The sequence below is a fragment of the Actinomadura sp. NBRC 104425 genome (assembly GCF_030269545.1).
Classification (GTDB): domain Bacteria; phylum Actinomycetota; class Actinomycetes; order Streptosporangiales; family Streptosporangiaceae; genus Spirillospora; species Spirillospora keratinilytica.
Window position 1 is genome coordinate 1 of record NZ_BSTN01000002.1, and the last position, 24190, is coordinate 24190.

At 74.4% G+C, this 24190-nt stretch carries 21 protein-coding genes and 1 pseudogene; 13 read left to right on the top strand and 9 right to left on the bottom strand.

Features of this window, described 5'->3' with window-relative positions; translation table 11 throughout:
- The 6 genes and pseudogenes from QSK22_RS03110 to QSK22_RS03135 all read left to right on the top strand — a co-directional run.
- A pseudogene (locus QSK22_RS03110) lies at positions 1 to 514 on the top strand (hypothetical protein); the annotation flags it as partial.
- A gap of 46 nt (positions 515 to 560) precedes the next feature.
- Entirely contained in the window at positions 561 to 2204 is a 1644-nt protein-coding gene (locus QSK22_RS03115; RefSeq protein ID WP_285492397.1) for an AMP-binding protein, read from the top strand.
- 89 nt (positions 2205 to 2293) lie between these two features.
- Entirely contained in the window at positions 2294 to 2608 is a 315-nt protein-coding gene (locus QSK22_RS03120; RefSeq protein ID WP_285492398.1) for a hypothetical protein, read from the top strand.
- Complete coding sequence (locus QSK22_RS03125; protein ID WP_285492399.1) at positions 2598 to 4748, top strand: bifunctional copper resistance protein CopD/cytochrome c oxidase assembly protein; 2151 nt, start codon at positions 2598 to 2600, stop codon at positions 4746 to 4748. Before QSK22_RS03120 ends, QSK22_RS03125 begins: the two co-directional genes overlap by 11 nt.
- A 114-nt stretch (positions 4749 to 4862) precedes the next feature.
- A complete protein-coding gene (locus QSK22_RS03130) occupies positions 4863 to 5801 on the top strand; it encodes a TIGR03621 family F420-dependent LLM class oxidoreductase (RefSeq protein WP_285492400.1) in 939 nt (312 codons plus the stop codon).
- Between the two features lie 128 nt (positions 5802 to 5929).
- The gene (locus QSK22_RS03135; protein WP_285492401.1) at positions 5930 to 6478 is read left to right on the top strand and encodes a retropepsin-like aspartic protease; all 549 of its coding nucleotides are present in this window, start codon (positions 5930 to 5932) and stop codon (positions 6476 to 6478) included.
- A 181-nt stretch (positions 6479 to 6659) separates the two neighbouring features.
- Here QSK22_RS03135 and QSK22_RS03140 read toward each other — a convergent pair whose 3' ends face one another.
- Positions 6660 to 7727, bottom strand: coding sequence for a S1C family serine protease (locus tag QSK22_RS03140; protein ID WP_285492402.1), 1068 nt, complete (start codon positions 7725 to 7727; stop codon positions 6660 to 6662).
- 156 nt (positions 7728 to 7883) lie between these two features.
- Between QSK22_RS03140 and QSK22_RS03145 the strand changes: the two genes are divergently transcribed.
- Complete coding sequence (locus tag QSK22_RS03145; protein ID WP_285492403.1) at positions 7884 to 8975, top strand: baeRF3 domain-containing protein; 1092 nt, start codon at positions 7884 to 7886, stop codon at positions 8973 to 8975.
- Positions 8976 to 9032: 57 nt separating this feature from the next.
- Here QSK22_RS03145 and QSK22_RS03150 read toward each other — a convergent pair whose 3' ends face one another.
- The 4 genes from QSK22_RS03150 to map form a co-directional block, all read right to left on the bottom strand.
- Complete coding sequence (locus tag QSK22_RS03150) at positions 9033 to 9749, bottom strand: metal-dependent hydrolase (protein ID WP_285492404.1); 717 nt, start codon at positions 9747 to 9749, stop codon at positions 9033 to 9035.
- Between the two features lie 141 nt (positions 9750 to 9890).
- Positions 9891 to 10925 carry a DNA polymerase ligase N-terminal domain-containing protein gene (locus tag QSK22_RS03155; protein ID WP_285492405.1) on the bottom strand — a complete coding sequence of 345 codons (1035 nt, stop codon included), beginning with the start codon at positions 10923 to 10925 and terminating at the stop codon, positions 9891 to 9893.
- Positions 10926 to 10985: 60 nt separating this feature from the next.
- The gene (locus QSK22_RS03160) at positions 10986 to 11675 is read right to left on the bottom strand and encodes a ComEA family DNA-binding protein (RefSeq protein WP_285492406.1); all 690 of its coding nucleotides are present in this window, start codon (positions 11673 to 11675) and stop codon (positions 10986 to 10988) included.
- Between the two features lie 80 nt (positions 11676 to 11755).
- A complete protein-coding gene (gene map / locus QSK22_RS03165; RefSeq protein WP_285492407.1) occupies positions 11756 to 12607 on the bottom strand; it encodes a type I methionyl aminopeptidase in 852 nt (283 codons plus the stop codon).
- Positions 12608 to 12687: 80 nt separating this feature from the next.
- Between map and QSK22_RS03170 the strand changes: the two genes are divergently transcribed.
- Entirely contained in the window at positions 12688 to 12867 is a 180-nt protein-coding gene (locus QSK22_RS03170) for a hypothetical protein (protein WP_285492408.1), read from the top strand.
- A gap of 15 nt (positions 12868 to 12882) precedes the next feature.
- Here QSK22_RS03170 and QSK22_RS03175 read toward each other — a convergent pair whose 3' ends face one another.
- Positions 12883 to 13476, bottom strand: coding sequence for a hypothetical protein (locus QSK22_RS03175; protein ID WP_285492409.1), 594 nt, complete (start codon positions 13474 to 13476; stop codon positions 12883 to 12885).
- 90 nt (positions 13477 to 13566) lie between these two features.
- Here QSK22_RS03175 and npdG point away from each other — a divergent pair, with 90 nt between their 5' ends.
- Complete coding sequence (npdG, locus tag QSK22_RS03180) at positions 13567 to 14256, top strand: NADPH-dependent F420 reductase (protein WP_285492410.1); 690 nt, start codon at positions 13567 to 13569, stop codon at positions 14254 to 14256.
- 119 nt (positions 14257 to 14375) lie between these two features.
- Here npdG and panB read toward each other — a convergent pair whose 3' ends face one another.
- Positions 14376 to 15221 (bottom strand): 3-methyl-2-oxobutanoate hydroxymethyltransferase, encoded by an 846-nt coding sequence (gene panB, locus QSK22_RS03185; protein ID WP_502872262.1) that lies wholly within the window; start codon positions 15219 to 15221, stop codon positions 14376 to 14378.
- Between the two features lie 226 nt (positions 15222 to 15447).
- Here panB and QSK22_RS03190 point away from each other — a divergent pair, with 226 nt between their 5' ends.
- From QSK22_RS03190 to QSK22_RS03200, 3 genes are all read left to right on the top strand, one after another.
- Positions 15448 to 17016 carry an MFS transporter gene (locus QSK22_RS03190; protein ID WP_285492411.1) on the top strand — a complete coding sequence of 523 codons (1569 nt, stop codon included), beginning with the start codon at positions 15448 to 15450 and terminating at the stop codon, positions 17014 to 17016.
- Positions 17017 to 17060: 44 nt separating this feature from the next.
- On the top strand, positions 17061 to 17735 hold the full coding sequence (locus tag QSK22_RS03195) for a TetR/AcrR family transcriptional regulator (protein WP_285492412.1): 675 nt from the start codon (positions 17061 to 17063) through the stop codon (positions 17733 to 17735).
- 163 nt (positions 17736 to 17898) lie between these two features.
- Positions 17899 to 20007 (top strand): SpoIIE family protein phosphatase, encoded by a 2109-nt coding sequence (locus QSK22_RS03200; RefSeq protein WP_285492897.1) that lies wholly within the window; start codon positions 17899 to 17901, stop codon positions 20005 to 20007.
- 46 nt (positions 20008 to 20053) lie between these two features.
- Here QSK22_RS03200 and QSK22_RS03205 read toward each other — a convergent pair whose 3' ends face one another.
- The gene (locus tag QSK22_RS03205) at positions 20054 to 21844 is read right to left on the bottom strand and encodes an NAD+ synthase (protein WP_285492413.1); all 1791 of its coding nucleotides are present in this window, start codon (positions 21842 to 21844) and stop codon (positions 20054 to 20056) included.
- 111 nt (positions 21845 to 21955) lie between these two features.
- Entirely contained in the window at positions 21956 to 22999 is a 1044-nt protein-coding gene (locus QSK22_RS03210; protein WP_285492414.1) for a terpene synthase family protein, read from the bottom strand.
- Positions 23000 to 23225: 226 nt separating this feature from the next.
- Between QSK22_RS03210 and QSK22_RS03215 the strand changes: the two genes are divergently transcribed.
- A complete protein-coding gene (locus tag QSK22_RS03215; RefSeq protein ID WP_285492415.1) occupies positions 23226 to 24053 on the top strand; it encodes an ABC transporter substrate-binding protein in 828 nt (275 codons plus the stop codon).
- Positions 24054 to 24190 lie beyond the last annotated feature (137 nt).

Below are 24190 nucleotides of genomic sequence, written 5' to 3' on the forward strand. Positions count from 1 at the left end.
CGGGCTGCGGCTGGCACTGGCCGACGTGCGGATGGAAGACCGCCGTCTGGCGCGCGCCCTGCTCGACCGGGAGGTCCGCCGCTCGATCGACCGCGTCTTCAACGCCTATCCGCCGGGCGGGTACGGCCCGCAGGGCCCGTATCCGCCGCAAGGTCCCTATCCGCCGCAGGGCGACTACCCGCCCCCACCGCCCCACGGCGGTCGCGGCGGCGGTCGCGGCGGACACGGCGGCGGCGACTACCCGCCGATCGGCGGGGGCGGCGGAAACTTCGGCGGCGACATGTTCGGCGGCATGTTCGGCAAGGGACGCCCCAAGCGCCCCGGGTTCCCGATCCCGTGCTTCACCGGAACGCTCGTCTGCGTCACCTGCGGCGTCTTCCAGCCCGAGTGGAGCGAGTACCACGGCAAGGACTGCTCCGAGCGCTGCTGGTGCACGCGGCACTGCGACGACTGCGACTGCGGTTGCGACGGCTGCTGCGACTGCTGCGACTGCTGCGACTGCGACTGCGGGTGAGACCGCGGTCTTGACCAAGCGGACGCTTGGGTGACACGCTCGCGACGTGGCGAAGGCGACGTTCGCGCAACTGCTGCTGGACCGCGCCGGCGACCACCACGCCGGCCTGCGCTTCGAGGACGAGACCTACACCTGGGCCGAGACCGTGCGCGCCGCCGGGGCCCGGGCGCGGATGCTGCGCGAGCTGCGCCCGGGCCCCGGCGACCGCCCGCCCCATGTGGGCGTGCTGCTGGACAACGTGCCCGAATACGTGTTCTGGCTCGGCGCCGCCGCGCTGGCGGGCGCGACGCTCGTCGGCGTCAACCCCACCCGGCGCGGCGCCGAACTGGCCGCAGACATCCGCCACACCGACTGCGACCTGATCGTCACCGACTCCGCCCACGCCCCCCTCCTGGACGGCCATTTCGCCGGGCCGACCCTCCGCGTGGACGACGACGCCTACGCGGCCGCGCTCCCGGACGGCGCCCCCGGCCCCGCGGACGCGGCACCGGGCGACCGGCTCCTCCTGCTGTTCACGTCCGGCTCCACCGGCAGGCCCAAGGCGGTGATCTGCAGCCAGGGCAGGCTGGCCGACATCGCGCGCCGGTCCGCCATGATGGGCCTGGGCCGCGACTCGGTCACCTACTGCGCGATGCCGCTGTTCCACGGCAACGCGATCATGGCGAACGTGGCGATGGCCGCGCACGCCGGCGCCACGATCGCGCTGCGGCGCCGCTTCTCCGCCTCCGGGTTCCTGGACGACGTGCGCCGCTACGGCGTCACCTACTTCAACTACGTCGGCCGCGCCCTGGCATACGTCCTCGCCACCCCCGAGCGGCCCGACGACGCCGACAACACGCTGCAGGCCGCGTTCGGCACCGAGGCGTCCGCCCGGGACATGGCCCGGTTCGCCGAGCGCTTCGGCTGCCGCATCATCGAAGGGTACGGGTCCAGCGAAGGCGCGATCTCCCTGCACCGCACCCCGGACACGCCGCCCGACGCGCTCGGCGTCCCCCACACCGGCCGCAAGGTCGCGATCCTGGACCCCGACACCGGCGCCGAATGCCCGCGCGCCCGCTTCGGCCCCGACGGCGCGCTGCTCAACCCCGACGAGGCCATCGGCGAGATCGTCGGGCTGGACGCCGGAGCCGCGTTCGAGGGCTACTACAACGACCCGGACGCCGACGCCGAACGCGTCCGCGGCGGAGCCTACTGGAGCGGCGACCTCGGCTACCGCGACGCCGCCGGCTTCTTCTACTTCGCCGGTCGCGGCACCGACCGGCTGCGCGTGGACAGCGAGAACTTCGCCGCCGCGCCCGTCGAGCGCATCCTGTCCCGCTGGGACCCGGTCGTGATGTGCGCGGTCTACCCGGTGCCCGACCCCCGCACCGGCGACCAGGTGATGGCGGCCCTGGAACTGGACGGCCGGCCGTTCGACCCCGGGGCGTTCGCCGCCTTCCTGGCCGCGCAGCCCGACCTGGGCGCCAAGTGGGCGCCGCGGTTCGTCCGCCTGGTGCGGTCCATGCCGCTCACCGCCACCGGCAAGGTCGACAAACGCCCGCTGCGCCGCGCGCACTGGCAGACCGGCGACCCGGTCTGGTGGCGCCCCGGCCGCGACCTGGCCTACCGGCCCCTGGAACGGGCGCACGCCGCGGCACTACGCGCCGAGTTCGCCGCGCACGGCCGCACCCACGTGCTCACCGCGCTTTGACCCCCGGCACGGCCACGGGAGACCCTCAGTAGGGTTGATGCAGGCCCCGTACCGACTCTGGAGAATCCCGGCCGCCTATGAACATCGGCATGCTGCGTCCCGTGCCGCGCCGCCTGCTCGGCGCCGGCACGGCCCTGGCATTGGCGTTCGCGGGGCTGCTCGCGACGCCCGCGTCCGCCCACGCCCCGTCGCCCGGGCGCGGCGCGGTCCCGCACGCGCAGAACGACGGCGCGGAGGGCGGCATCCCCTGGCTCATGATCCTCATCGGGCTGGTGGTCGGGATCGGCATCGGCATGGCGATGGTGTTCCGCGCCAAGCGCGCGGCGGAGCGCGGCCTGCGGGACCCAGAGCGCGGCGGGGCGGCGAAGAACCGGGACAACGGAGCGGTGGGCGGTGGCGACTAGGGACACGGCGACCAAGGACACCGGGACGCCGGCGGGCGCCGGCACGGCGGCCGTCCTGCGCGTCGGCGCGGTGGCGCTGGCCGCGGGCCTCGCCGTCCTCGCGGCGGGCCTGATCCTCGGCGGGGCCGCCGCGGAGAAGGTCATCCCCGGGCTGACCGACGCGGGCGCGCTGACCCGCTGGGGCCTGCCCGTCTCGCGGCTGGCGATGAACCTCGGCGCGGCGCTGACCGTCGGCGCGCTGCTGACCGCCGTCGCGCTGCTGCCCCTGGAGGGCGGCAAGGGCAAGGAGGTGCCGCGCCTGTCGGGGGACGCCCTCGACTACCTGCGCGCCGCGTCCTGGGCGGCCGCCGCGTGGGCCGCAGCCGCCGCGGCCACGCTCGTGTTCACCGTCGCCGACGTGCTCGGCCAGCCGGTCGGGCAGATCCTCACCGGCAGCGAGCTGAGCAACTACGTCGGGCAGCTGCCGCAGGGCACCGCGCTCATGCTGGTGGTGCTGCTGGCGGTGGTGGTCGCGCTGCTGGCCCGCACCACCACCACGCCGGCGGCTGCGGTCGGCCTGCTGGCGGTCGCCGGCATCGCGCTGCTGCCGCCCCCGCTGACCGGCCACTCCGCCTCGGCCGCCAACCACTCGGTCGCCGTCACCGGCGTCGCCCTGCACGTCGCCGCGGCCGCGCCCTGGGTGGGCGGCCTGGCCATGCTGGTCGCGCACGGGCTGACCCGGCGCGCGCGGCTGGACGTCATGGCCGACCGGTTCAGCCGCATGGCCCTGTGGTGCTACGTCGCCGTCGGCGCCAGCGGTCTGGTGAACGTCATCGCCCGGCTGCCCGACCCGGCCGAGCTGGTGACCACCGACTACGGCCGGCTGGCCCTCGGCAAGATCATCGCGTTCGCCGCGCTCGGCTGGTTCGGCTGGTGGCACCGCGGCCGCACCGTCCCCGCCGTCGCCGACGGCAGGCCCGGGGCGCTGATCCGGCTGGCCGGCGTCGAGGTCGCCGTCATGGCCGCCACGATGGGCCTGGCCGTGGCGCTGGCCCGCACCGCGCCGCCCGCCCCGGCCACCGACCAGTCGGCCGCCGAGGTGCTGCTCGGCTTCCCGGTCCCGCCGCCGATCACCGTCGGCCGGCTGGCCTCGCTGTGGACGTTCGACCTGTTCTTCGCCGCGCTGGTGGTCGTGCTCGGCGGCCTGTACCTGGCGGGGGTGGTGCGGCTGCGCCGCCGCGGCGACTCCTGGTCGGCCCTGCGCACCGTCTCGTGGCTGTTCGGGCTGCTCACGATCGTCGCCGTCACCCAGACCGGCGTCGCCCGGTACGCCCCGGTGATGTTCAGCGTGCACATGGCCGAGCACATGGTGCTGTCCATGCTGACGCCGATCTTCCTGGTGGCCGCGGCGCCCGTCACGCTGGCGCTGCGCGCCCTGCGGCCCGCGCGCGTGCGCGGCGACCGGGGGCCGCGCGAGTGGCTGACGGCCCTGCTGCACAGCCGCTACATCGCCGTCGTCACACACCCGGGCGTCGCCACCGTGAACTTCGTGGCGAGCACGTTCGCGCTGTACTTCACGCCGCTGTTCCAGTCCGCGATGCGCAACCACCTCGGGCACATCGCGATGACCGTGCACTTCCTGGCGGCCGGGTCGCTGTTCTTCTGGGTGCTGATCGGCATCGACCCGGCGCCCCGGCGGCTGCCCTACCCGGGGCGCCTGCTGCTGCTGTTCGTCACCATGCCGTTCCACGCGTTCTTCGGCCTGGCGCTGATGAACCTGAGCGAGCCGCTGGCGCGCGGCTGGTACAACGCCGTCTACCCGTCGTGGGCCACCTCGCTGCTGAAGGACCAGCACACCGGCGGCGCCATCGCCTGGGGCTTCGGCGAGGTCCCCACCTTCATCGTGCTGGTGTTCCTGGCGTTCCAGTGGTTCTTCGACGACCAGCGGCAGGCCCGGCGGATGGACCGCAGGGCCGACCGCGCCGCCGAACGCACCGCGCGCGGCGAGGCGGCGGCCGAGGACGACGAACTGGCCGCCTACAACGCCCGCCTCGCCAAGCTGGCCGAACGCGACCGGCAGGCCCGGCGGCCCCGCCCGTCCGGGAAGGCCGACGGCCCGGACCTCACCCGCGCGGGGGAGGGCGACGGCTCCGCGGGGTGACGGCGGCCCGGGCGCCGCCGCCCCGGCCGGATCCCCGGGCGCGGACGGCCTCCGCGTTCGGCCATGAGCGTACGTTCTGTACGTTTCGTGGCCGAGTGTGGTGGAGTGATGGCCATGCGCGGCTTCCGATTCGGGTTCAACTTCTTCGACGTGGCGGACCGGGACTCGTTCGTCCGGCGGTGCCGCCGGGCCGAGGCGCAGGGGTACCACATCGCCCTGCTGCCCGACCACCTCGGCGGCCCGGCGCCGTTCCCCGCCATGGTCGCCGCCGCGGACGCCACCGAGCGGCTGCGCGTCGGCGCCCTGGTGCTCAACGCCGCCTTCTGGAACGCCCACCTGCTGGCGCGGGAGGTCGCCACGGCCGACCGGCTCACCGGCGGGCGGGTCGAGCTGGGCCTCGGCGCGGGCCACATGAAATGGGAGTTCGACGCCGCGGGCATCCCGTGGGAGCCGTTCGGCGCCCGGGTGGACCGCATGGCCGCCCTCGTGGCGGAGCTGCGCGGCCTGTTCGCCGAGCCCGGCTACGCCGAACGCGCCGACCGCGAGGCGGCCCACGGCCTGTCGGTGCCGGCGCCGGTGCAGCACAGCGGCTTCGGTGGGTCCGGCCCGCCGCTGCTGATCGGCGGCACCGGCGACCGCGTCCTGGAGCAGGCCGCCCTCCACGCCGACATCGTCGGTATCGCCGGGGTCCGCCAGGCGCCGGGGCGGCCGCCGGGCACGTTCCTGCTCGGCGGCGCCGAGCAGGCCGACGACCGCGTGCGGTTCGTGCGGGAGCGGGCCGGCGACCGCTTCGCCGAGCTGGAGCTGAACGTCCTGATCCAGCATGTGGAGATCACCCGGGACCGGCGCGCCTTCGCCGAGCGCCTCGCCGCCGAGCGGATGCCCTACCTCACCCCCGAGCAGGTGCTGGACTGCCCCTTCCTGCTGTTCGGCACCGTCGGGCAGATGGCCGAGCAGCTGCGGGAGCGCCGCGAGCGCTACGGCTTCACCTACGTCGCCGTGCACGCCCCCTTCGTCGACGCCTTCGCCCCGGTGATCGAGCGGCTCGGGTGACGCGGGGACCGGGGCGCGGCCGCGCCGGATCCGGTCCGGCGGCCGGGGCCCGACCTGGGAGAAGTTAGATCGTGGGTTATCCGGGAATGGCCGCGCTCATCCCCGATGTCGGTGATGGGGGGGCGCGAATGTGGAGGCGGCGGATCGCGTCGGTGGTCGCGCCGGTGATGGCGGGCGCGGTGGTCGCGTGGGCGCCGGCGTGCGTGGAGAACGCACGGGTCGTCCCGGCGGCCCGGTCCACGCAGGCGCCGGGCGACGTGCGCCCCACCGCCCGCCCCGCGCCGCAGGCCACCACCGTGCCGCTGCGGATCCTCACCCGGGACGGCGCGACCATCGTGCTCGTCCCCGTCACCGTCAACGGGTACGGCCCCTACGACTTCATCCTGGACACCGGCGCGTCCTCCTCCTCGGTGGACCGCCGCCTGGTGGACCGGATCGGCCTGCCCGACACGGGGGAGACCGCCCGCGTGCGCGGCGTCGGCGGCAGCATGGTCGCACCGCTGGTGCGGGTCCGCGACTGGCGGGTCGGCGACCGGCCGCTGCGCGGCCGGTCGCTGGTCGTCACCGACGTCGGCGACGACCGGGTGGCGGGCCTGCTCGGCTCGGACGAGCTGCGCCGCTTCGGCGTGATCACCGTCGACTACGCCCGGGCGCGGCTGGTGCTGCACGGCGGGTGACGGCGGTCCCGGGCCCGGCGGGACCCGGCTCGCGGCGGACGGCGCGGCCCGCATACCGGGCCTTCGGCACCGACGGGAGGACGACGATGGCCACCATCCCGACCGCGCCGACCACCGGGGCGGCGGGCGCGGTCGGCCCGCGCGCCGCCACCGCCGCCCCGCGATGAGCGCCCCGCGGCCGTCAGGGGAGCTGCCCGAGCGTCACCTTGACGGCGCGGTCGACGCCCTCCGCCGTCGTGATCTGCACCTGGGCGGTGTCGCCCGGACGCAGCCCGGCCAGCGCCTCGGCCAGCGCGCTGGTGTTGGGCGTGGGCGTGCCGTTCACCGCGCGGATCAGGTCGCCCGGCCGGATGCCCGCCTTGTCGGCCGGGCCGCCGGACGTCACCTCCACCACGCCCACGGCCGTCTGCTGCGGGTCGTCGTCGATGATGACCGTCTGGATCGACACGCCCAGCGCGGCCCGGCCCGACCGGCGCACCCGCCCCTCCTTGATCAGCTGCGGGACGATCGTGCGGACCGTGCCGCTCGGGGTGGCGAAGCCGATGCCGACGGCGGTGCCGCCGATCCGCGGGTCGGACGCTGCGGCGGTGGGGATGCCGATCACCTCGCCGTGCAGCGTGACCAGGGCGCCGCCGCTGTTGCCGGGGTTGATCGGCGCGCTGGTCTGGATGGCGTTGGCGATCGTCGCGCCGGGGAAGGCGCCCTCGCGCCGGGTGGTCACCGTGCGGCCCAGCGCGGAGACGATCCCGTTGGTGACGCTGCCGGACAGCCCCAGCGGGTTGCCCATGGCCAGCACGATCTGCCCCGTCCGCAGCTTTGCGGAGTCGCCGAAGGCGGCGGGCCGCAGCCCGGCGCCGTGGACCCGCACCACGGCCAGGTCGTCGGGGGCGTACTCGCCGACCAGCGTCGCGGGCAGCGGCCGGCTCCCGCTGGCCGGGAGCACCTCGATCTTCTGCGCGCCCGCGACGACGTGGGCGTTGGTGACGATGTCGCCGTCGCCGTCGAACACGACGCCGGAGCCCACGCTCTGGTCGGTGCGGATCTGCACCACCGACGGGAGCACCTTGGCGACCACCTTCTCGAACTGCTGCTCCAGCGACGACGCCGCGGGCCCGACCGCGACGGCCGCCGTGTCCGCCGCACGGCGCGCCTCGGTGGAGCCGTCGTCGCCGCCCGTGCATCCGCCCAGCAGCAGGGCGCCCGCCAGCACGGCGGCGCCCGCCCGGGCCCCTGTCCGGAGGAACCTCATGCCCGCGATTGTCCCCGCCCCCGGGGCTTCGACCCCGGGACCGGCGGGCGGCCCGGGCGTGCCGGGCGCGGGCCGGTGGCGATCCTCGACAAGGTCTTACACATCGTTTACTCGGCTTTCGTTAGAAAAGAGAAACGGACATCCGATCGGGGGAACATGGACGCCGCCACACTCTCCGAACTGCGCAAACCGCGTGCCTACCCGGCCGTCTCGGTGCTGATGCCGACCGAGCGCCGGGCGCCGCGCCGCCGCCAGGACCCCATCCGCCTGCGCAACCTGCTCGCCGAGGCGCGGCGGCGGTTGCACTCCGACCCGCGGGTCGATCCCGACGTCGCCGACGAGGTGATGCACAACCTGGAACGCGCCGCCGCCGCGGCCGACCCGGCCCACGCCGAGGGCCTGGCGCTGTTCGCGGCGCCGGGCGGCGAGCACCACGCCTTCGCCGTCGACCAGCCGGTGGACCAGCGCGTGATCGTCGACACCACGTTCGCCACCCGCGATCTGATTGCCGCCTCCACCCGCACGTCCCGGTACTGGCTGCTGGCGCTGTCGGACCACGAGACGCGGCTGTGGGACGGGCGCGGCGGCGAGCTGACCGAGGTCGTCCGGCACGGGTTCCCGGCGACGCCCGAGCCGGTCGACGAGGAGCGCGTCGGGCGCCAGTCGCCGCGCGGCCTGCACGACGGCGACGAGCGCCACCGCCAGTACCTGCGCGAGATCGTGGCCCGTCTGGAGGCCGTGCTGGTCCGCGACCGCCGTCCCGTGGTCGTCGCGGGCGTCGTCCGCCGGCAGGCGCTGTTCGACGAGCTGGCCGGGACGCGGGTGACGGTGGCGGGCCGCATCGACGGCAGCCACGAGACCACGCCGCCGAGCACGCTGGCGCGGCTGGCGCGCCCGGTGCTGGACGCCTACGAGGACCTGCGCGAGGTTGCCGTGCTGGCCGAGCTGGAGACCGCGCGCCGCCTGCACCGCTACGCCGCCGGGCTGGACGAGGTGGTGCGCCTGGTCGAGGAGGGGCGCGGCGAGCACCTGATCGTCGAGCGCGGCTACTACGCCCCGGCGGTGCGCAGCGGCGAGGAGCTGGTGCCGTTCGAGGGCGTGCCCGGGGTGCTGCGCGGCGCGGACGTCGTGGACGACGTGGTCGACAACGTCATCGAGACCACGCTCGAATACGGGGGCGAGGTCACGTTCGTCTCCGACGGCTTCCTCGTCGACCACGACCGCATCGCCCTCGTCACCCGCTTCTAGACGGCGCCGGGAGCCGCTGGGGGCGGCGGTGCCCGGGCCGGCGGCCGTGCGCGGGCGTCAGCCCTTGGTGAGCCAGCGGGTGGTGATCTCGCCGAGCACCGACCGCATCGTCAGGATCGCCACGCCGAGCGTCAGCAGCGGCATGACCACCCAGCGCTCCACCTTGCCGTCGGTGCGCGGGATCACCGGGATCTCCACCCGCCACCTCATCGGCCAGAACACCGGGCAGCCGCGCGGCGTCAGGCAGTCGCCCGCCACGTGCGCCAGGCAGCCCAGCGCCACGGCGAACCCGGCGAAGCTCATGTCCAGGTCGTGCATGAGGTAGACGGCCAGCGCCGCGACCGCGCAGTCGGCCAGCGCGGACTGCGGCTCGCGGCCCTCGAAGTCCAGGCCGATGCCGCGCAGCCCGAACCCGACGATGACGAACAGCGCCGCCCACCAGCCGTATACGAAGTCGGTGGCCAGCCGGTCCATCGCCAGGCCCATCAGGACGGCGAACACGATCGAGTGGGTGGCCTGCCGGTGCCCGCCGGCGATCTTGCCGATCCACTTGCACATGTCCTTGGTGATGGGGCCGTAGGTGTTGGCGATGCGGCCGTTGTGGTGGTCGATGTCGGGCAGCAGCGCCGCGCCCGCGCACACCACCGCGCCCGCCAGCAGCTGCGCGGGCGACAGCGTGATCGCGTGCTCGCCGAGCAGCCGCTCCTGGCTGAGCAGGGGCACCGCCCCCAGCCACACCAGCGCACCGGAGAGGGCATGCGTCTGCCCCATCATGTCGTGATCTCCCGCCCTTCCGCCCGATTCGCACCCGGGCGGGACTTTAGCCCGCCGCGGCGCGCCGACGGCGGCGACGCGCCGACGGCGCGGTGAGGGACCGGCCCTCGTCCGCTTCGACGCGATCTTCGGCCGGAAGGTTCACCGCCGCCGGCGGGCGGGGATGAGCCGCCAGGCACCGGTCCGGCCGCCCGGCTGGTACGGGGCGTCCAGGCGCTTGGCCAGCACGCCCGGCAGGCCCTGCTCGCGGGCGGCGGCCAGCACGGCGTCGCCGTCGCCGGCAAACCACGGGGCGGTCTGCCAGCGCGGGCCGTTCAGCCCCAGGCCGTCGAGCGTGCGGCGGCGCCGCTCGTACGGCTCGTCCAGCAGCGGCCGCCCGTCCAGGTGCAGCACGTCGAAGATCAGGTAGGTCTCGCGGCCCTCCAGCGGCGCCAGCTCGCCGTCGAGCAGGACGGGACGCGCGCCCAGCGCCCTGCCCAGCGGCCCGCCCAGGCCCGCCGGGCCGCCGACCGCGCGGCCCCGCCCGTCGGTGAAGCGGGTGCGGCCGCCCTCGACGTAGGCGAGCAGGCGCCGCCCGCCCCAGGCGAACTCGAAGCCGTAGGCGCCCTGGTCGCGCGGCAGCCGGGCGCGGCCCGCGGCGTGCATCGGCCGCAGCGACTCCGGCAGCGGCTCGGCGCCGGGGTCGGCGGGCGGGTCCATCCGGTGGATCATCCAGTTCTTCCCGCGGGTGCGGAACAGCACGTACCGGCCGGACACGCGCGCGCCGTGCAGCACCACCTTGACCTCGCGGTCGGACCACTTCTCGGTCTCGTACGTGCCGCGGTCCCAGATCGTCATCGTGCCGGCGCCGTACTCGCCTGCGGGGATCTGTCCGTGGAAGGCCGCGTACTCCAGCGGATGGTCCTCGGTGTGCACGGCCAGGCGGTCGGTGCCGGGGTCGGCCGGAATGCCCTTGGGCACCGCCCACGACACCAGGACGCCGCCGCGTTCCAGGCGCAGGTCCCAGTGCAGGCTGCGCGCGTGGTGCTCCTGGACGACGAAGGTGTCGTCGTCGCCCCGGGGGAGCGGCCCGTCCCCCGGCACCGGCTCGGGGGTCCTGCGGGGGTCGCGCCTGCTCCGGTACTCGGCGAGCCGGTCGGCGCCCCCGCCGCGTGCCGTGTCGTCCTCAGCCGCCATGCGGGACGGTCTACCCCGCCGCGGCCGGCCTCACCGGACGGCGGGCCGGCCGCTGCGGGGTCACCGGATGAACACGGCGTGCTCGGCCATCTCGGCGGTGAGCGCCGGGGGCAGCCCGGCCAGCGCCGACAGCTCCTCGGCGGACATGAACCCGCCGGTCTCGTCCCGCACCTGGACGATCCGCGCGGCCATCTGGGGGGTGACGCCGGGCAGCTGCGTCAGCACCTCCGCCGGGGCGTGGTTGACGTCGATCAGCCCGCCGTCGTTGTACTCGCGCGGCAGGTCGGGGCGGCCGATGCGCAGCTCGCGGGCCAGGCCCGGGTCGCTGGCGGCCAGCTCGCGGGCCTTCTGCCGCAGCGCCCGGGAGCGCCGCACCCGCTCGATGGCGGCCTCGTTGTCGACCCCCGACAGCCCGTGCGGGTCGAACACCCGGCGGCGCACCAGGAACGCGTGCCCGCACCCCACGATCGCCTGCACGAAGGTCAGCACGCCCAGGAGCCGGGCGGAGCCCCCCTCCCCGGAGTCGCCCAGGAGCGCCACCTGCGCCACGAAGACGGCCGCGTACACCAGGGCGGCCACCACCAGGTGGGTGCTGCGCCGCCACAGCGCCGCCCCCGCGAACGTGAACGGCGTCAGGTAGCCCAGGCTCAGGAACGGCAGCGCCGCCCACGTCACGCTCAGCGCGGCCCGGCCCGGCGGCATGCTGTCGGACGGGACCCGGGGCGGCGGATACGGCGCTGGGGCGTTCATCGGGCTGCCCTCCTGTGCCGGTTGACGGCTTGTGTGGCCCTCGGTCCCTTTTCTTACCCGGGGGTAGGGGTGCGGAACGGTCAGGGAAGGGTCAGGATCTCGTGGCCGTCTTCGGTCACCACGATGGTGTGCTCGAACTGGGCGGTGCGCTTGCGGTCCTTGGTGACGACCGTCCAGCCGTCTTTCCAGATGTCGTACTCGTAGGTGCCCAGCGTCAGCATCGGCTCGATGGTGAACGTCATGCCCGGCTGCATCACGGTGGTGGCCGCCGGGTCGTCGTAGTGCGGGATCACCAGGCCGGAGTGGAACGTGGTGCCGATGCCGTGCCCGGTGAAGTCGCGCACCACCCCGTACCCGAACCGCTTGGCGTACGACTCGATCACCCGGCCGATCACGTTGATGGCCCGGCCCGGCGCGACCGCGCGGATGCCGCGCATCATCGCCTCGCGGGTGCGCTCCACCAGCAGCCGCGACTCCTCGTCGACCTCGCCGCACAGGTAGGTGGCGTCGGTGTCGCCGTGCACGCCGTCGATGTAGGCGGTGATGTCGATGTTGATGATGTCGCCGTCGCGCAGCACCGTGTCGTCGGGGATGCCGTGGCAGATCACCTCGTTGATCGAGGTGCACAGCGACTTGGGGAAACCGCGGTAGCCCAGGGTGGAGGGGTAGGCGCCGTGGTCGAGCAGGAACTCGTGCCCGATGCGGTCCAGCTCGTCGGTGGTGATCCCGGGGCGGACGTGCCGGCCGACCTCCTCCAGCGCCTGCGCCGCGATCCGCCCGGCCACCCGCATCTTCTCGATCGTCTCGGGCGTCTTGACGTCGGGTTCACCGGTCTTCGGGCGCTTCTTTCCCACGTACTCCGGGCGCGGGATGTGTGCGGGGACCTTGCGCATCGGCGAGACACGGCCGGGTCGCAGGAGTTGGGTCGTCATGTCTGGGAGTGTAGTAACCCGGATCGGGGGACGATTTCAGGGCGCGCGCGTGATCGGCCGTGCGGGAGCGGAGGGACGCGATGAGCGACGACGGCGACTGGTGGTTCTGCCTGAAGCATCTGAAGGTCGAGCACGGCCCCGGCTGCGCCGGCAAGGACCGCATGGGGCCCTACCCCTCCGAGTCGGCGGCGGCCGGTGCGCTCCAACTGGCCCGCGAGCGCAACGAGGCGTGGCGCCGCCAGGACGACGACGAAGACTGACCGGCAGGCGGCGGGCTAGTCCACGGTCGGGCCGCTGACCGCCTCCAGCAGGCGGGCCAGGCGGCGGCGCAGCCCGAGGCCGCCCGGGCGCGGCGCCGGCTCCTGCCCGGCCGCCGCGCTGACCAGGTGCTGCGCGCCGTCGAACGACAGCGCCGCGTCGCCCGGCGGGACGGTCAGGGCCTCGTGCGCCAGACCCCGCAGCTCCCGGTCGCCGCCCTCCAGGGCCAGGATCGTCGCGCCGGTGCGGCGGGCGTCGTCGACCCGTTCCAGCAGCGGCGCCGGCGCGTCCCGCTCGGCGACCACGAACAGCGTCTCACCGCGCCGCGCCGCCTCCAGCCGCTCCAGCCCCACCCGCAGGTGCGGGGGCGCGTCCGGCGGGGGCGACCAGCGCACCAGCGTGGGCGACAGGGCGGGCAGCCGGCTCAGCCTGCTCTCGTCGTCGAGGTGGGCGGCCAGATGCCAGGGGTCGTCGCCGGGCGTGCCCACCAGCAGCAGCCCGCCCGGGGTGCGCGCGCTCACCCGCAGCGCCCGGCCGAGCTCGCCGGTGCGCTCCAGCCACCCCGTCGCCGCGAGCACCTCGCGCAACATCGTCACCTGCTCGGCGTCCACGACCTTATGGTGCCGCAGACCGCGTGCGGCCCTCCGGCTTTCCCGGATGCCGGAGGATGGCGGCGCGGACCGGTTTGGCAGACTCGGCCCATGACTGAGCAGCGGAAGAACCCCTACGACCTGCCCGACGTCAGCGGGCTGTCCATCGGCATCCTGGGCGGCACCGGTGACCAGGGCAAGGGGCTGGCGCGCCGGTTCGCGCTGGCCGGGCACCAGGTGATCATCGGGTCGCGGAAGGCGGACCGGGCCCGGGACGCCGCCGCGGACCTGGGCGCGGACCTGCCGGTGCGGGGCGCGGAGAACCCGGTCGCCGCCGGGGAGGCCGACGTGGTGATCGTCGCGGTGCCGTGGGAGGGGCACAAGGCCACCCTGGAGTCGTTGCGCGCCGAGCTGGACGGCAAGATCGTCGTGGACTGCGTCAACCCGCTGGGCTTCGACAAGCGCGGTGCGTACGCGCTGCCGGTCGAGGAGGGCAGCGCCGCCGAGCAGGCCGCCGCCGTGCTGCCCGGCAGCCGGGTGGTGGCGGCGTTCCACCACGTGTCGGCCAAGCTGCTGCTGGACCCGGGCGTCGACGAGATGCAGCTGGACGTGCTGGTGCTCGGCGACGACCGGGAGGCCACCGACCTGGTCCAGGCGCTGGCGGGACGCATCCCGGGCATGCGCGGCGTGTACGGCGGGCGGCTGCGCAACGCCCGCCAGATCGAGGCGTTCACCGCCAACCTGATCTCCATCAACCGCCGCTACAAGGCCCACGCGGGCCTGCGCGTCACCGACGTCTGACGCGGCGGGAGCCGCAGCTTCGCCGCGCCCGCGGCGGGGCGACCCGCCCGGTGCGGATCGCCCCGCCGGGGACGCGGAGCGACGAGCCGGCGTTCAGCGGGCGATCGACCGGTGGACGGTCAGTGGTAGGCGTGCTCGGGGGCCGGGAACACGCCGCCGACGACCTCCTCGGCGAAGGTGCGGGCCGCGTCGCCGAGCACCGTCTGCAGGTCGGCGTACTTCTTGACGAACTTGGCGGTGTGCGGCGTCAGCCCCGCCATGTCCTGCCACACCAGCACCTGGGCGTCGGTGCGGTCGCCGGCGCCGATGCCGATGGTGGGGATGGACAGCGACTCGGTGACGCGGGCGGCCAGCTCCTCCGGGACGCACTCCAGCACCACCGAGAACGCGCCCGCCGCCTCCAGCGCCTTGGCATCGGCGATCAGCTCCTCGCCCGCCTGGCCGCGGCCCTGCACCCGGTAGCCGCCGAAGACGTTCACCGACTGCGGGGTCAGCCCCAGGTGCGCCATCACCGGGACGCCGGCGGCGACCATGGCCTCGACCTGCGGCAGGATGCGGCGGCCGCCCTCCACCTTGACCGCGTGCACGCCGCTCTCCTTCAGGAAGCGGGTGGCCGCGGCCAGCGCCCCGGGCACGTCGGCCTGGTAGGAGCCGAACGGCAGGTCGGCGACCACCATCGCGCGCTTGGAGCCGCGTACCACGGCGGCGGCCAGCGGGATGAGGTCGTCCAGGGTCACCGGGATCGTGGAGTCGTAGCCGTACACGACCATGGCGGCCGAGTCGCCGACGAGCAGCACCGGGATCCCGGCCTCGTCGAACACCCGCGCGGTGAGCGCGTCGTAGGCGGTGAGCATGGGCCACTTCTCGCGCCGCTGCTTGGCGGCGGCGATGTCGCGGACGGTGACCCTGCGGTCTCCCTTGCCCCCGTAGAGAGCGGTGGGCTGGGCAGCGGACGTCGAAGACACGATGTACCTCCCGTCTCGAGGCGCCACGGTGGCGTACCCGGACGAATCCGATGATTCCACCGCCGAAACGATTCGGGTAGCCCCGAGATTCCGCGCACCGGGTTATTCCCGGCCGTGCATGTGAGGGTGATTACGAAACGATACGGTTGCGTATCGATCCATCCCGTCCTAGGCTCCTTCCGAAACGCAGTCGTATCGAAGCCGCATTCCCCCGCTAAGGAGCGAGTTGGATCCGCAGCTAGTCCACCGCCGGCGCTGGTACATCCTCGCCGTGCTCACCGTCAGCCTTCTGGTGGTGGTGTTGGACAACACCATCCTCAACGTCGCGCTGAAGACCATCGCCGACCCCGAGCAGGGCCTGGGCGCCACCCAGAGTCAGCTGGAGTGGGCGATCAACTCCTACACGCTGGTGTTCGCCGGCCTGCTGTTCACCTTCGGCGTGCTCGGCGACCGCGCCGGCCGCAAACGCGTCCTGATCGGCGGCTTGGCGGTCTTCGGCGTCGCCTCCCTGCTGTCGGCCTACGCCCAGACCCCCGACCAGCTGATCTGGGCCCGCGCCCTGATGGGCCTCGGCGGCGCCGCGGTCATGCCGCAGACCCTGTCCATCATCACCAACGTCTTCGAACCCCAGGAACGGGCCCGCGCCATCGGCATCTGGGCGGGCGCCGTCGGCCTCGCCGTGGCCATCGGCCCCGTCACCGGCGGCCTGCTGCTGGCCCACTTCTGGTGGGGCTCGGTGTTCTTCATCAACGTCCCCGTGATCATCGCCGGGATCGCGCTGATCGCCCTGCTGGTCCCCGAGTCGCGCAACCCGCGGCCGGGACGGTTCGACCCGGTCGGCGTGCTGCTGTCCATCGTCGGCCTGGTCGCCCTGTCGTACGGCATCATCCACGGCGGCGACACCGGTGACTGGCTCACGCCCGGCGTGCTGGCGCCGATCGTCGGCGGCGCCGCCGTGCTGGGCCTGTTCGCCTGGTACGAGGCCCGCACCGACCACCCCGCCTTCGATGTGCGGCTGTTCCGCGACCCGCGGCTGTCGGCGGCGGTCGCCTCGATCGCGCTGTGCTTCTTCGCCGCCACGGGCGTGTTCTTCTTCGCCAACTTCTACATGCAGTCGGTGCGCGGCCTGACCCCGCTGCAGTCCGGCCTGATGGTCCTGCCGTTCGCCGCCGCGCAGCTGATCTTCTCGTCGCGCAGCGCCGCCATGGTGCGCCGCTTCGGCGCCAAGGCGGTGTGCACGGCCGGCCTGCTGCTGGTGTCGGCGGCCCTGACCGCCTACCAGTTCGTCGGCGAGCACACCCCGCTGTGGGTCATGGGAGCGGTGTTCTTCGCGCAGGGCGCGGGCATGGCCAACGTCATGCCGCCCGCGACCGAGTCGGTCATGTCGGCGCTGCCCCGGGAGAAGGCGGGCGCCGGATCGGCCCTCAACAACACCGCCCGGCAGGTCGCCGTCGCACTCGGCGTCGCCGTGCTCGGCTCGGTGGTCGCCTCCGTCTACCGCGGCGACCTGGCCGACCGGCTGGCCGCGCTGCCGGCGGGCGTCCGCGAGGCGGCCGGGCAGTCCATCGAGGGCGCCCACGCCGTCGCGGAGCGGCTCGGCCCCGCCGGGGAAAGCCTGATCGGCCCGGCGAACGCCGCGTTCGTGCACGGCATGCACACCGCGTCGGCCGCGGCGGCGGTGGTCGCGTTCCTCGCCGCCATGATGGTGCTGAGCTGGATGCCCGGCCGCTCCCCGGCCGGCGGCGAGACCACCTCCGCCGAAACGCCCCGGCAGCGCGAGAGCGCTCGGGGGTGACGCCGGGTATGACCAACGCCGCGGTATGAGTAACGTGGCCAGAGATGACCGAGACGACGCAGCATCCCACCCCCGCTGAGCCCGGCGCCGACGCCCCGTGCACCGGCGCCTCCGGGCCCGGCGCCCCCGCCGCGCGCGACGGCGTCCGCGCGCCCGGGCGGCCGCGCAGCGAGCGCGCCGAGAAGGCGATCATCGACGCCGTGATCGACCTGCTGGCCGAGGAGTCCGGCGTGGCCGGCGTCTCCATCGAGGCGGTCGCCGCGCGCGCCGGCGTCGGCAAGACCACGATCTACCGGCGCTGGCCCAACAAGGAGGCGCTGATCGTGCACGCGCTGGCCACCATGAAGGGCCCGCTGCCGCAGCCGTCCGGCGCCTCGGTCCGCGAGGACCTGCTGACGCTGGCCCGCGGGCTGCGCTCCGAGCGCGCCCGCAAGCGGATCCAGTGCTTCTGGAACGTGGTCGGCGCCGCCGAGAAGCACCCCGAGCTGTACGACCGCTACCGGCAGGACGTCATCGAGCCGCGCCGCGAGGTGTTCCGGGACGTGCTGCGCCGCGGCGTGCGCACCGGCGAGGTGCGGCCCGACGTGGACGTCGAGGCCGCCGTCGCCATGCTGATCGGGTCGCTGACCGGGCGGTTCCCCACGGAGCGGCAGCCCGACGACTTCCCCGACGCGGTCGTCGACACGCTGCTGCGCGGCATCGCCGCGGGTGCGTCCTGAGGTGTCCCGGCACAGGCGTCCGCGGGCGCGCCGCGCCCGCGCCCGCGTCCGTTTTCGGCGCGGTAAACGTGCTCTTCTCCCCTCCGTCCCGCCGGATGCTCCATACTGGCGCTGGGGAGAGGTAGGCCGACGGCTGTCTGGAGCGCGTCAGGTGAGATCGGTGATGGCGCCGCAAGGCGATGCGACGGCGGCCGATACGGCGTCGCGCACCCTGGTGCTCGGGGTGGACGCCACGCGGCGCGTCGTGCAGTGCGGACCCAACGCCGAGCCCGTCCTCGGCCACGCTCCGGCCGAGGTCATCGGGCGGTCGGCCGCCGAGCTGGTGGTCGACGAGGCCAAGGCCGACCTGGAGATCCTGCTGGAGGGGCTGGCCACCGGCCACGAACGCAGCAAGGCGCTGACGATGCGGCGCGCCGACGGCACCACCACCGATGCGGTGGTGACCGCCCAGCCGCTGGTCGGCGACGGCTCGCCGGGCGTCCCGGCCGGGCTGCTGTTCGTGCGGGTGGCGCTGCCGCCCAGCGAGCGCTACCAGGACCCGGCGCTGATGCGGCGCGCGCTGATGGACGACCCGCTGGCCCGGTTCGGCGCGTCCCTCGACCTCGACCAGGCCGCCCGCGGGCTGGTCGACGTGATCGTCCCGCACTACTGCACCACCGCCTCGGTGCTGGTGCTGGAGAGCCTGGTCGCCGCCGACGAGGTGCACGAGGAGACGGGCGCGGCCGTGCTGCGCCGCATCGCCGTCACCTCCGACGACGACAACCCGGGCTGGACGGCGACCTTCCCGGTCGGCGAGGTGCTGGTGTATCCGGAGGGCACCCCGTACCGGCAGGTCCTGCAGACCATGCGGCCGGTGCACCTGCCGCTGGTGGACGCCAAGACCGCGCACGACATCGCGCGGCGCTGGCGGCGCGGCCCGGTGGGCGAGCTGCTGACCAACGTGTCGATGGTGCTGCTGCCGCTGGTGGCCCACGACACCCTGCTGGGCTTCATCGCCTGCACCCGCGTGCCCGGGTTCCGCCGCTTCGACGCCTACGACGTCGAGATCGGCATGGAGTTCGCCTCCCGCGCCGCCATCGTCATCGACAACGCGCGCCGCTACAGCCGCGAGCGCGCCACCGCGCTGGCGCTGCAGCGCTCGCTGCTGCCCAACCGGCTGTCGGCGCCGTCGTCGGTCGAGGTGCGCCACCGCTACCTGCCCGGCAGCAAGCTCGTCGAGGTCGGCGGCGACTGGTACGAGTCGATCGCGCTGCCCGGGGCGCGGGTCGCGCTGATCGTCGGCGACGTGGCCGGGCACGGCGTTCGCGCCGCGGTCACCATGGGGCGGCTGCGCACCGCCCTGCACACGCTGGCCAACCTGGAGCTGCCGCCCGCCGACGCGCTGCACCTCATGCACGAGCTGATGATCGAGCTCGGCGAGCAGGAGCCGCACTTCGCCACCTGCGTGTACGCGGTGTACGACGCCACCACCGGCGTCATCGAGATCGCCTCGGCCGGGCACCTGCCGCCGCTGCTCGCCCGCCCCGACGGCAGCAGCGAGTACCTCAAGGTGCCGCCCGCCCCGCCGCTCGGGGTGTCCGGCGGGGCCGCCATCGAAAGCCGCGAGTTCACCGTCGAGGACGGCAGCGTCTTCGTCATCTACACCGACGGCCTGGTGGAGAACCGCGGCACCGACATCGACGACGGCCTGGCCCGGCTGCGCGACGTGTTCGGCCCCGGCACCGTCGAACGCCCCATGGAGGACCTCGCCAAGGCGACGCTGGCGGGCGTGTACGCCGACCACCACCGCGACGACATCGCGGTGCTGATCGCCCGGTTGCGGCGGCTGCCGCCGGAGCGGTTCGCCTCCTGGACCCTGCCGCACGACCCGGCCGTCGTGCGCCGCGCCCGCGGCCTGGTGCGCCGTCGGCTGCAGGACTGGGGCCTGGAGGAGCTGTCCTACACCACCGAGCTGCTGGCGTCCGAGCTGATCACCAACGCGCAGACGCACACGCCCAGCGAGAGCCCGATCGAGCTGCGGCTGCTGCTGGAGCGCACGCTCGTTCTCGAAGTCATGGACCGGTCCGCCGCGCTGCCTCGACTGCGGCACGCCGCCGACGACGAGGAGAACGGACGCGGCCTGCTGGTCGTCAGCCAGCTCGCGCACCGCTGGGGCTCCCGCCGCACCGCCTCGGGCAAGGTCGTGTGGTGCGAGCAGATCGTCCCCGGCGTCGACCCGGACCCGTTCGACACCGTCGACACCTGGCCCGGCGAGAACCACCACAAGGAGTGAGGGCCTCCGCGAGGCCCGGGCGGCCCCCCGGAACCGCTCCGGGGGGCTAGCGGCCGGAGGGTTCGCGCCAGCGGTTGGTGATGGGCAGGCGGCGGTCCCGGCCGAAGTTCTTCGGGGTGATCTTGGGGCCGGGCGGGTACTGCCGCCGCTTGTACTCGGCCAGGTCCACCAGCCGGATCACCCGCTCCACCAGGTCGGGGTCGTGGCCCGCGGCGACCAGCGCGTCGCGGCCGAGGTCGTGCTCCACGTAGTCGACCAGCAGCGGGTCCAGGATGTCGTAGGGCGGCAGCGAGTCGGTGTCGCGCTGGCCGGGGCGCAGCTCGGCCGACGGCTCCTTGAGGATGATCTCCTCGGGGATCGGCTCGACGTCCAGCGCCCGCCAGAACGGCGAGCCCCGGCCGACGCGGCCGTTGCGCCAGCGCGCCAGCTGCCACACCATCGTCTTTGTGACGTCCTTGATCGGGCCGAAGCCGCCCGCGGAGTCGCCGTACAGGGTGGAGTAGCCGGTGGCCAGTTCGCTCTTGTTGCCGCCGGTCAGCACCAGGTGGCCGGACTCGTTGGACAGCGCCATCCAGACGTTGGCGCGGATGCGGGCCTGCAGGTTCTCGGCGGCCAGCCCGTGCAGGTCCAGCTCGGCCTCGAACGCGTCGACCATGCCGCGGATCGGCACGGTCCGCGAGTGCAGACCCTGCCGCTTGACCAGCTCCTCGGCGTCGGTGACCGAGTGCTCGGAGGAGTAGCGGCTGGGTAGCAGCACCACGTGCACGTTGTTCGCGCCGACGGCGTCGGCGGCGATCGTGGCGACCAGGGCCGAGTCGATGCCGCCGGACAGCCCGAGGATCACCGAGCGGAAGCCGTTCTTGCGGACGTAGTCGCGCGTGCCGAGCACCAGCGCCGCGTACACCTCGCCCAGGTCGTCCAGCGGCTCGGCGCGCTCCGACGGGGCCGGCTCGTAGGCGGGCACGGGCGTCTCGGACAGGATCCGCCGCTCGACGGTGATGGCGGTGCCGTCGCCGGCGTCCACCGGCCGGCTGCCCGCGCCCTCGGACCGGTCCGCCTCGGGCAGGTCCAGATCGGCCACCAGCAGGTGCTCGGCGAACTGCGGGGCGCGCGCCAGCAGCCCGCCGTCGGCGCCGACGACCACCGAGTCGCCGTCGAACACCAGCTCGTCCTGGCCGCCGACCATGTTGACGTACGCCAGGCAGCAGCCCGCCTCGCGGGCGCGCCGGGCGCACAGGTCGAGCCGCACGTCGTCCTTGCTGCGCTCGTAGGGGGAGGCGTTGACGACCAGCAGCAGGCCCGCGCGGGCGGCGCGGGTGACGCCGACCGGGCCGCCGTCCTGCCACAGGTCCTCGCAGATGACGGTGGCGACGTCCACCCCGTGCAGGCGGACGACCGGCAGCCGGTCGCCGCGCGCGAAGTAGCGGTACTCGTCGAAGACCCCGTAGTTGGGCAGGTGGTGCTTGGCCGACCAGGTCAGCACGCCGCCGTCGTGCAGCCACGCCACCGCGTTGTAGGACGAGGGGAGGGGCCTCCCGGCGCGCACGGGGGCGTCCGTGCGGTCCAGGTAGCCGACGACGACGGGCAGGTGGCCGAGGCCCTCGTCGGCGAGCCGGCGGGCGGTGCGGCCGAGCGCGCGCCGAGAGGCGTCCACGAACGACTGGCGCAACGCCAGGTCCTCGACCGGATAGCCGGTGAGCGCCATCTCGGGGAAGACCGCCACGTGCGCGCCCGCGTCGGCGGCGCGCCGCGTCCATTCGACGATCAGGTCGGCGTTGCCGTCCAGGTCGCCGACCGTCGGGTTCACCTGCGCGAGCGCTATCCGGAGCTGTGCCACGTCCACAGGGTAAGCCGGGGAGGGATCGCGGCACGAGCCCCGGTTTCGTCATTGTGACGAAAAGAACGTTCGCGGCCGGACCGCGGCATCCGCTCGCGGGGGCGCGGGCGGTCAGGGGCGCAGGTGCGACAGGGTGTCCAGGCGGGGCGGACGCCGCCCCGACTCCGTCGCCGCCGCGTCGGCGGAGGCGTTGTAGCGGCCCGACTCGGTGAGCCAGTCCACGTGCGCGCGCGGTACGCCCAGCAGCACCCGCGCGATCTGCGAGGCCGTCTGGCGCTGTTCCGGGGACAGTTCCAGGCGGTCCATGGTGGCGGGGAACGCCCGCATCGCCTCCTGCACCTCGTCCAGCCGCTCGACGATGCGGTCGAGCACCAGCGCGGCCCCCTCGCGCGGCCCGCACCCGTGCGTCCGGCACATCACGGCGACCAGGTTGTGCGCGTCGCGGCGGGCGTCCTCCATGGCGAACGAGGCGATGTCGTTCGACCAGGCGACGACGTCGGCGACGCCCTCGGACAGGATCACCCACTGCGGCGAGGTCGTCAGCCGGTCCGCCAGCACCACGCCCAGCACCGGCTCGATCAGGTCGTACAGGAACGGCGCGGCGGCCCGGCGGCGCAGACCCGCGTACTCGCGCGGGGTCGGCACCCGGCCGGTGCGGCGGTTGACCGCCTCCTGGGCGCAGCCCGTCCGGTGCGCCTCCATGTGCAGCATGAACCGGCGCCGCCACTCGCGGTCCATCCGGGTGGCGGTGACGTCCCACAGCTCGACCAGCGTGGTCTCCAGGGGCCGGGCCCCGGGACGGGCGTGCCCGAGCCGCATGGCGCGCAGCAGGTCCTCGTACAGCTCGTGCACGGCGGTGGCGCTGCCCGCCAGCGGCTCCTGGTCGAGCATGTCGTCCAGGGCGAACGCCCAGGTCAGCCAGCGTGCGAACAGATCGACCCGGTCGAGGTCGGCGGTGGGGAACACGCGGGCGGCCAGCCGTTCGAACCGGCCGCGGCCCAGTGGCGAGCCGTCCGGGTCGCCCAGGATCAGCCCGCGTCCGCGCGCCCAGCCGTCCACCCGTTCGCCCAGCGGCCAGGCGTCCGGGTGCATGGCCGACGGGGTGGCCAGCGCGGCCACCCGGTCGGTCAGCGAGAGCAGGAGTGATGCGTCCACGACGGGTCCCACGCTATTGATCAGCGGCTATTGCGGGCCATGATCGCAACGTCAAATTTCCGGAAAAGCGGATGAGCGGCGGCCGCCGGGACCCGGTGGCGGGGCGCCCGGACCCGCTCGCCCCCGGCGGGTTCCGCCGACACCGCACCCGCGCGGGTCCGGCATGGCATATTTCTCCCGCGTGCGGTCCTCGCGCGCGGCAGACAAGTGAACAGCGGGAGGAAGAGTGTCCGGAGCATCTCCTTGGCGTCCGGTTCTCGGCGCGGTGCTGGCCGCGCTGGCGCTGGCCGCCGCGGCCTGCGGCGGCGACGGCGCCACCGTGCAGGGCGTGGAGCTGGTCGCGAAGGGGCGGCTCACCACGTGCGCGCAGCTGCCCTACCCGCCCTTCGAGACCAGGCAGGGGGGCCGGGTGGTCGGGTTCGACGTCGACATGCTCGACCTGGTGGCCCGGCGGCTCGGCGTGACCCAGCGCGTCGTCGAGGTCCCGTTCGCCACCATGACGAACGGCGAGGCGCTCGACGCGCAGAGGTGCGACGTCGTCATGGGCGCCATGGCCGTCACCCCCGAGCGCACCGAGCGCATGGACGCCTCCAAGCCCTACTTCGACGCCGCCGTGGCGCTGGTGGTCGAAAAGGGCAGCGGGATCACCTCGCTGCAGGAGGTCGAGGCGGGCGGCCTCAGGCTCGGCACGCAGTCCGCCACCGCCGCCGAACGGTACGTCGAGGACGGGGACTTCGACGACCCCCGGTCGTACGACGACCCGCAGACCGCGCTGAAGGACTTGCGCGCCGGAAAGCTCGACGCCGTCGTGCTGGACTATCCGGCCGCCCGGAACCTGCTGCGGACGCAGGCTGGCTCCGGCGTGGAGATCACCGCCACCCCGCGCACCGGCGAGCGGTACGCCTTCTGGGTCCGCAAGAACCGCAACCCCGCGCTGGTCCGGCTGATCGACCAGGTGATCGACCGGGCCAGGGCGGACGGCACCTACGACCGGCTGTACCGCAAATGGATCGGGCCGCTGCCGGACGCGGGCCGCTCCGCCGCCGCCAGGTGACCTTCGGCGCCTGTTGTGACGGGCGCCCGCATCATGTGGCACAGTGGAGCGAACAGGGCAAATTCGGGGCATATGCGCGGTTTGCTCCCGAGACGGCGCCGCGCTCGGTCCCCGTAACGCCGTGGAAACAGCGGCGA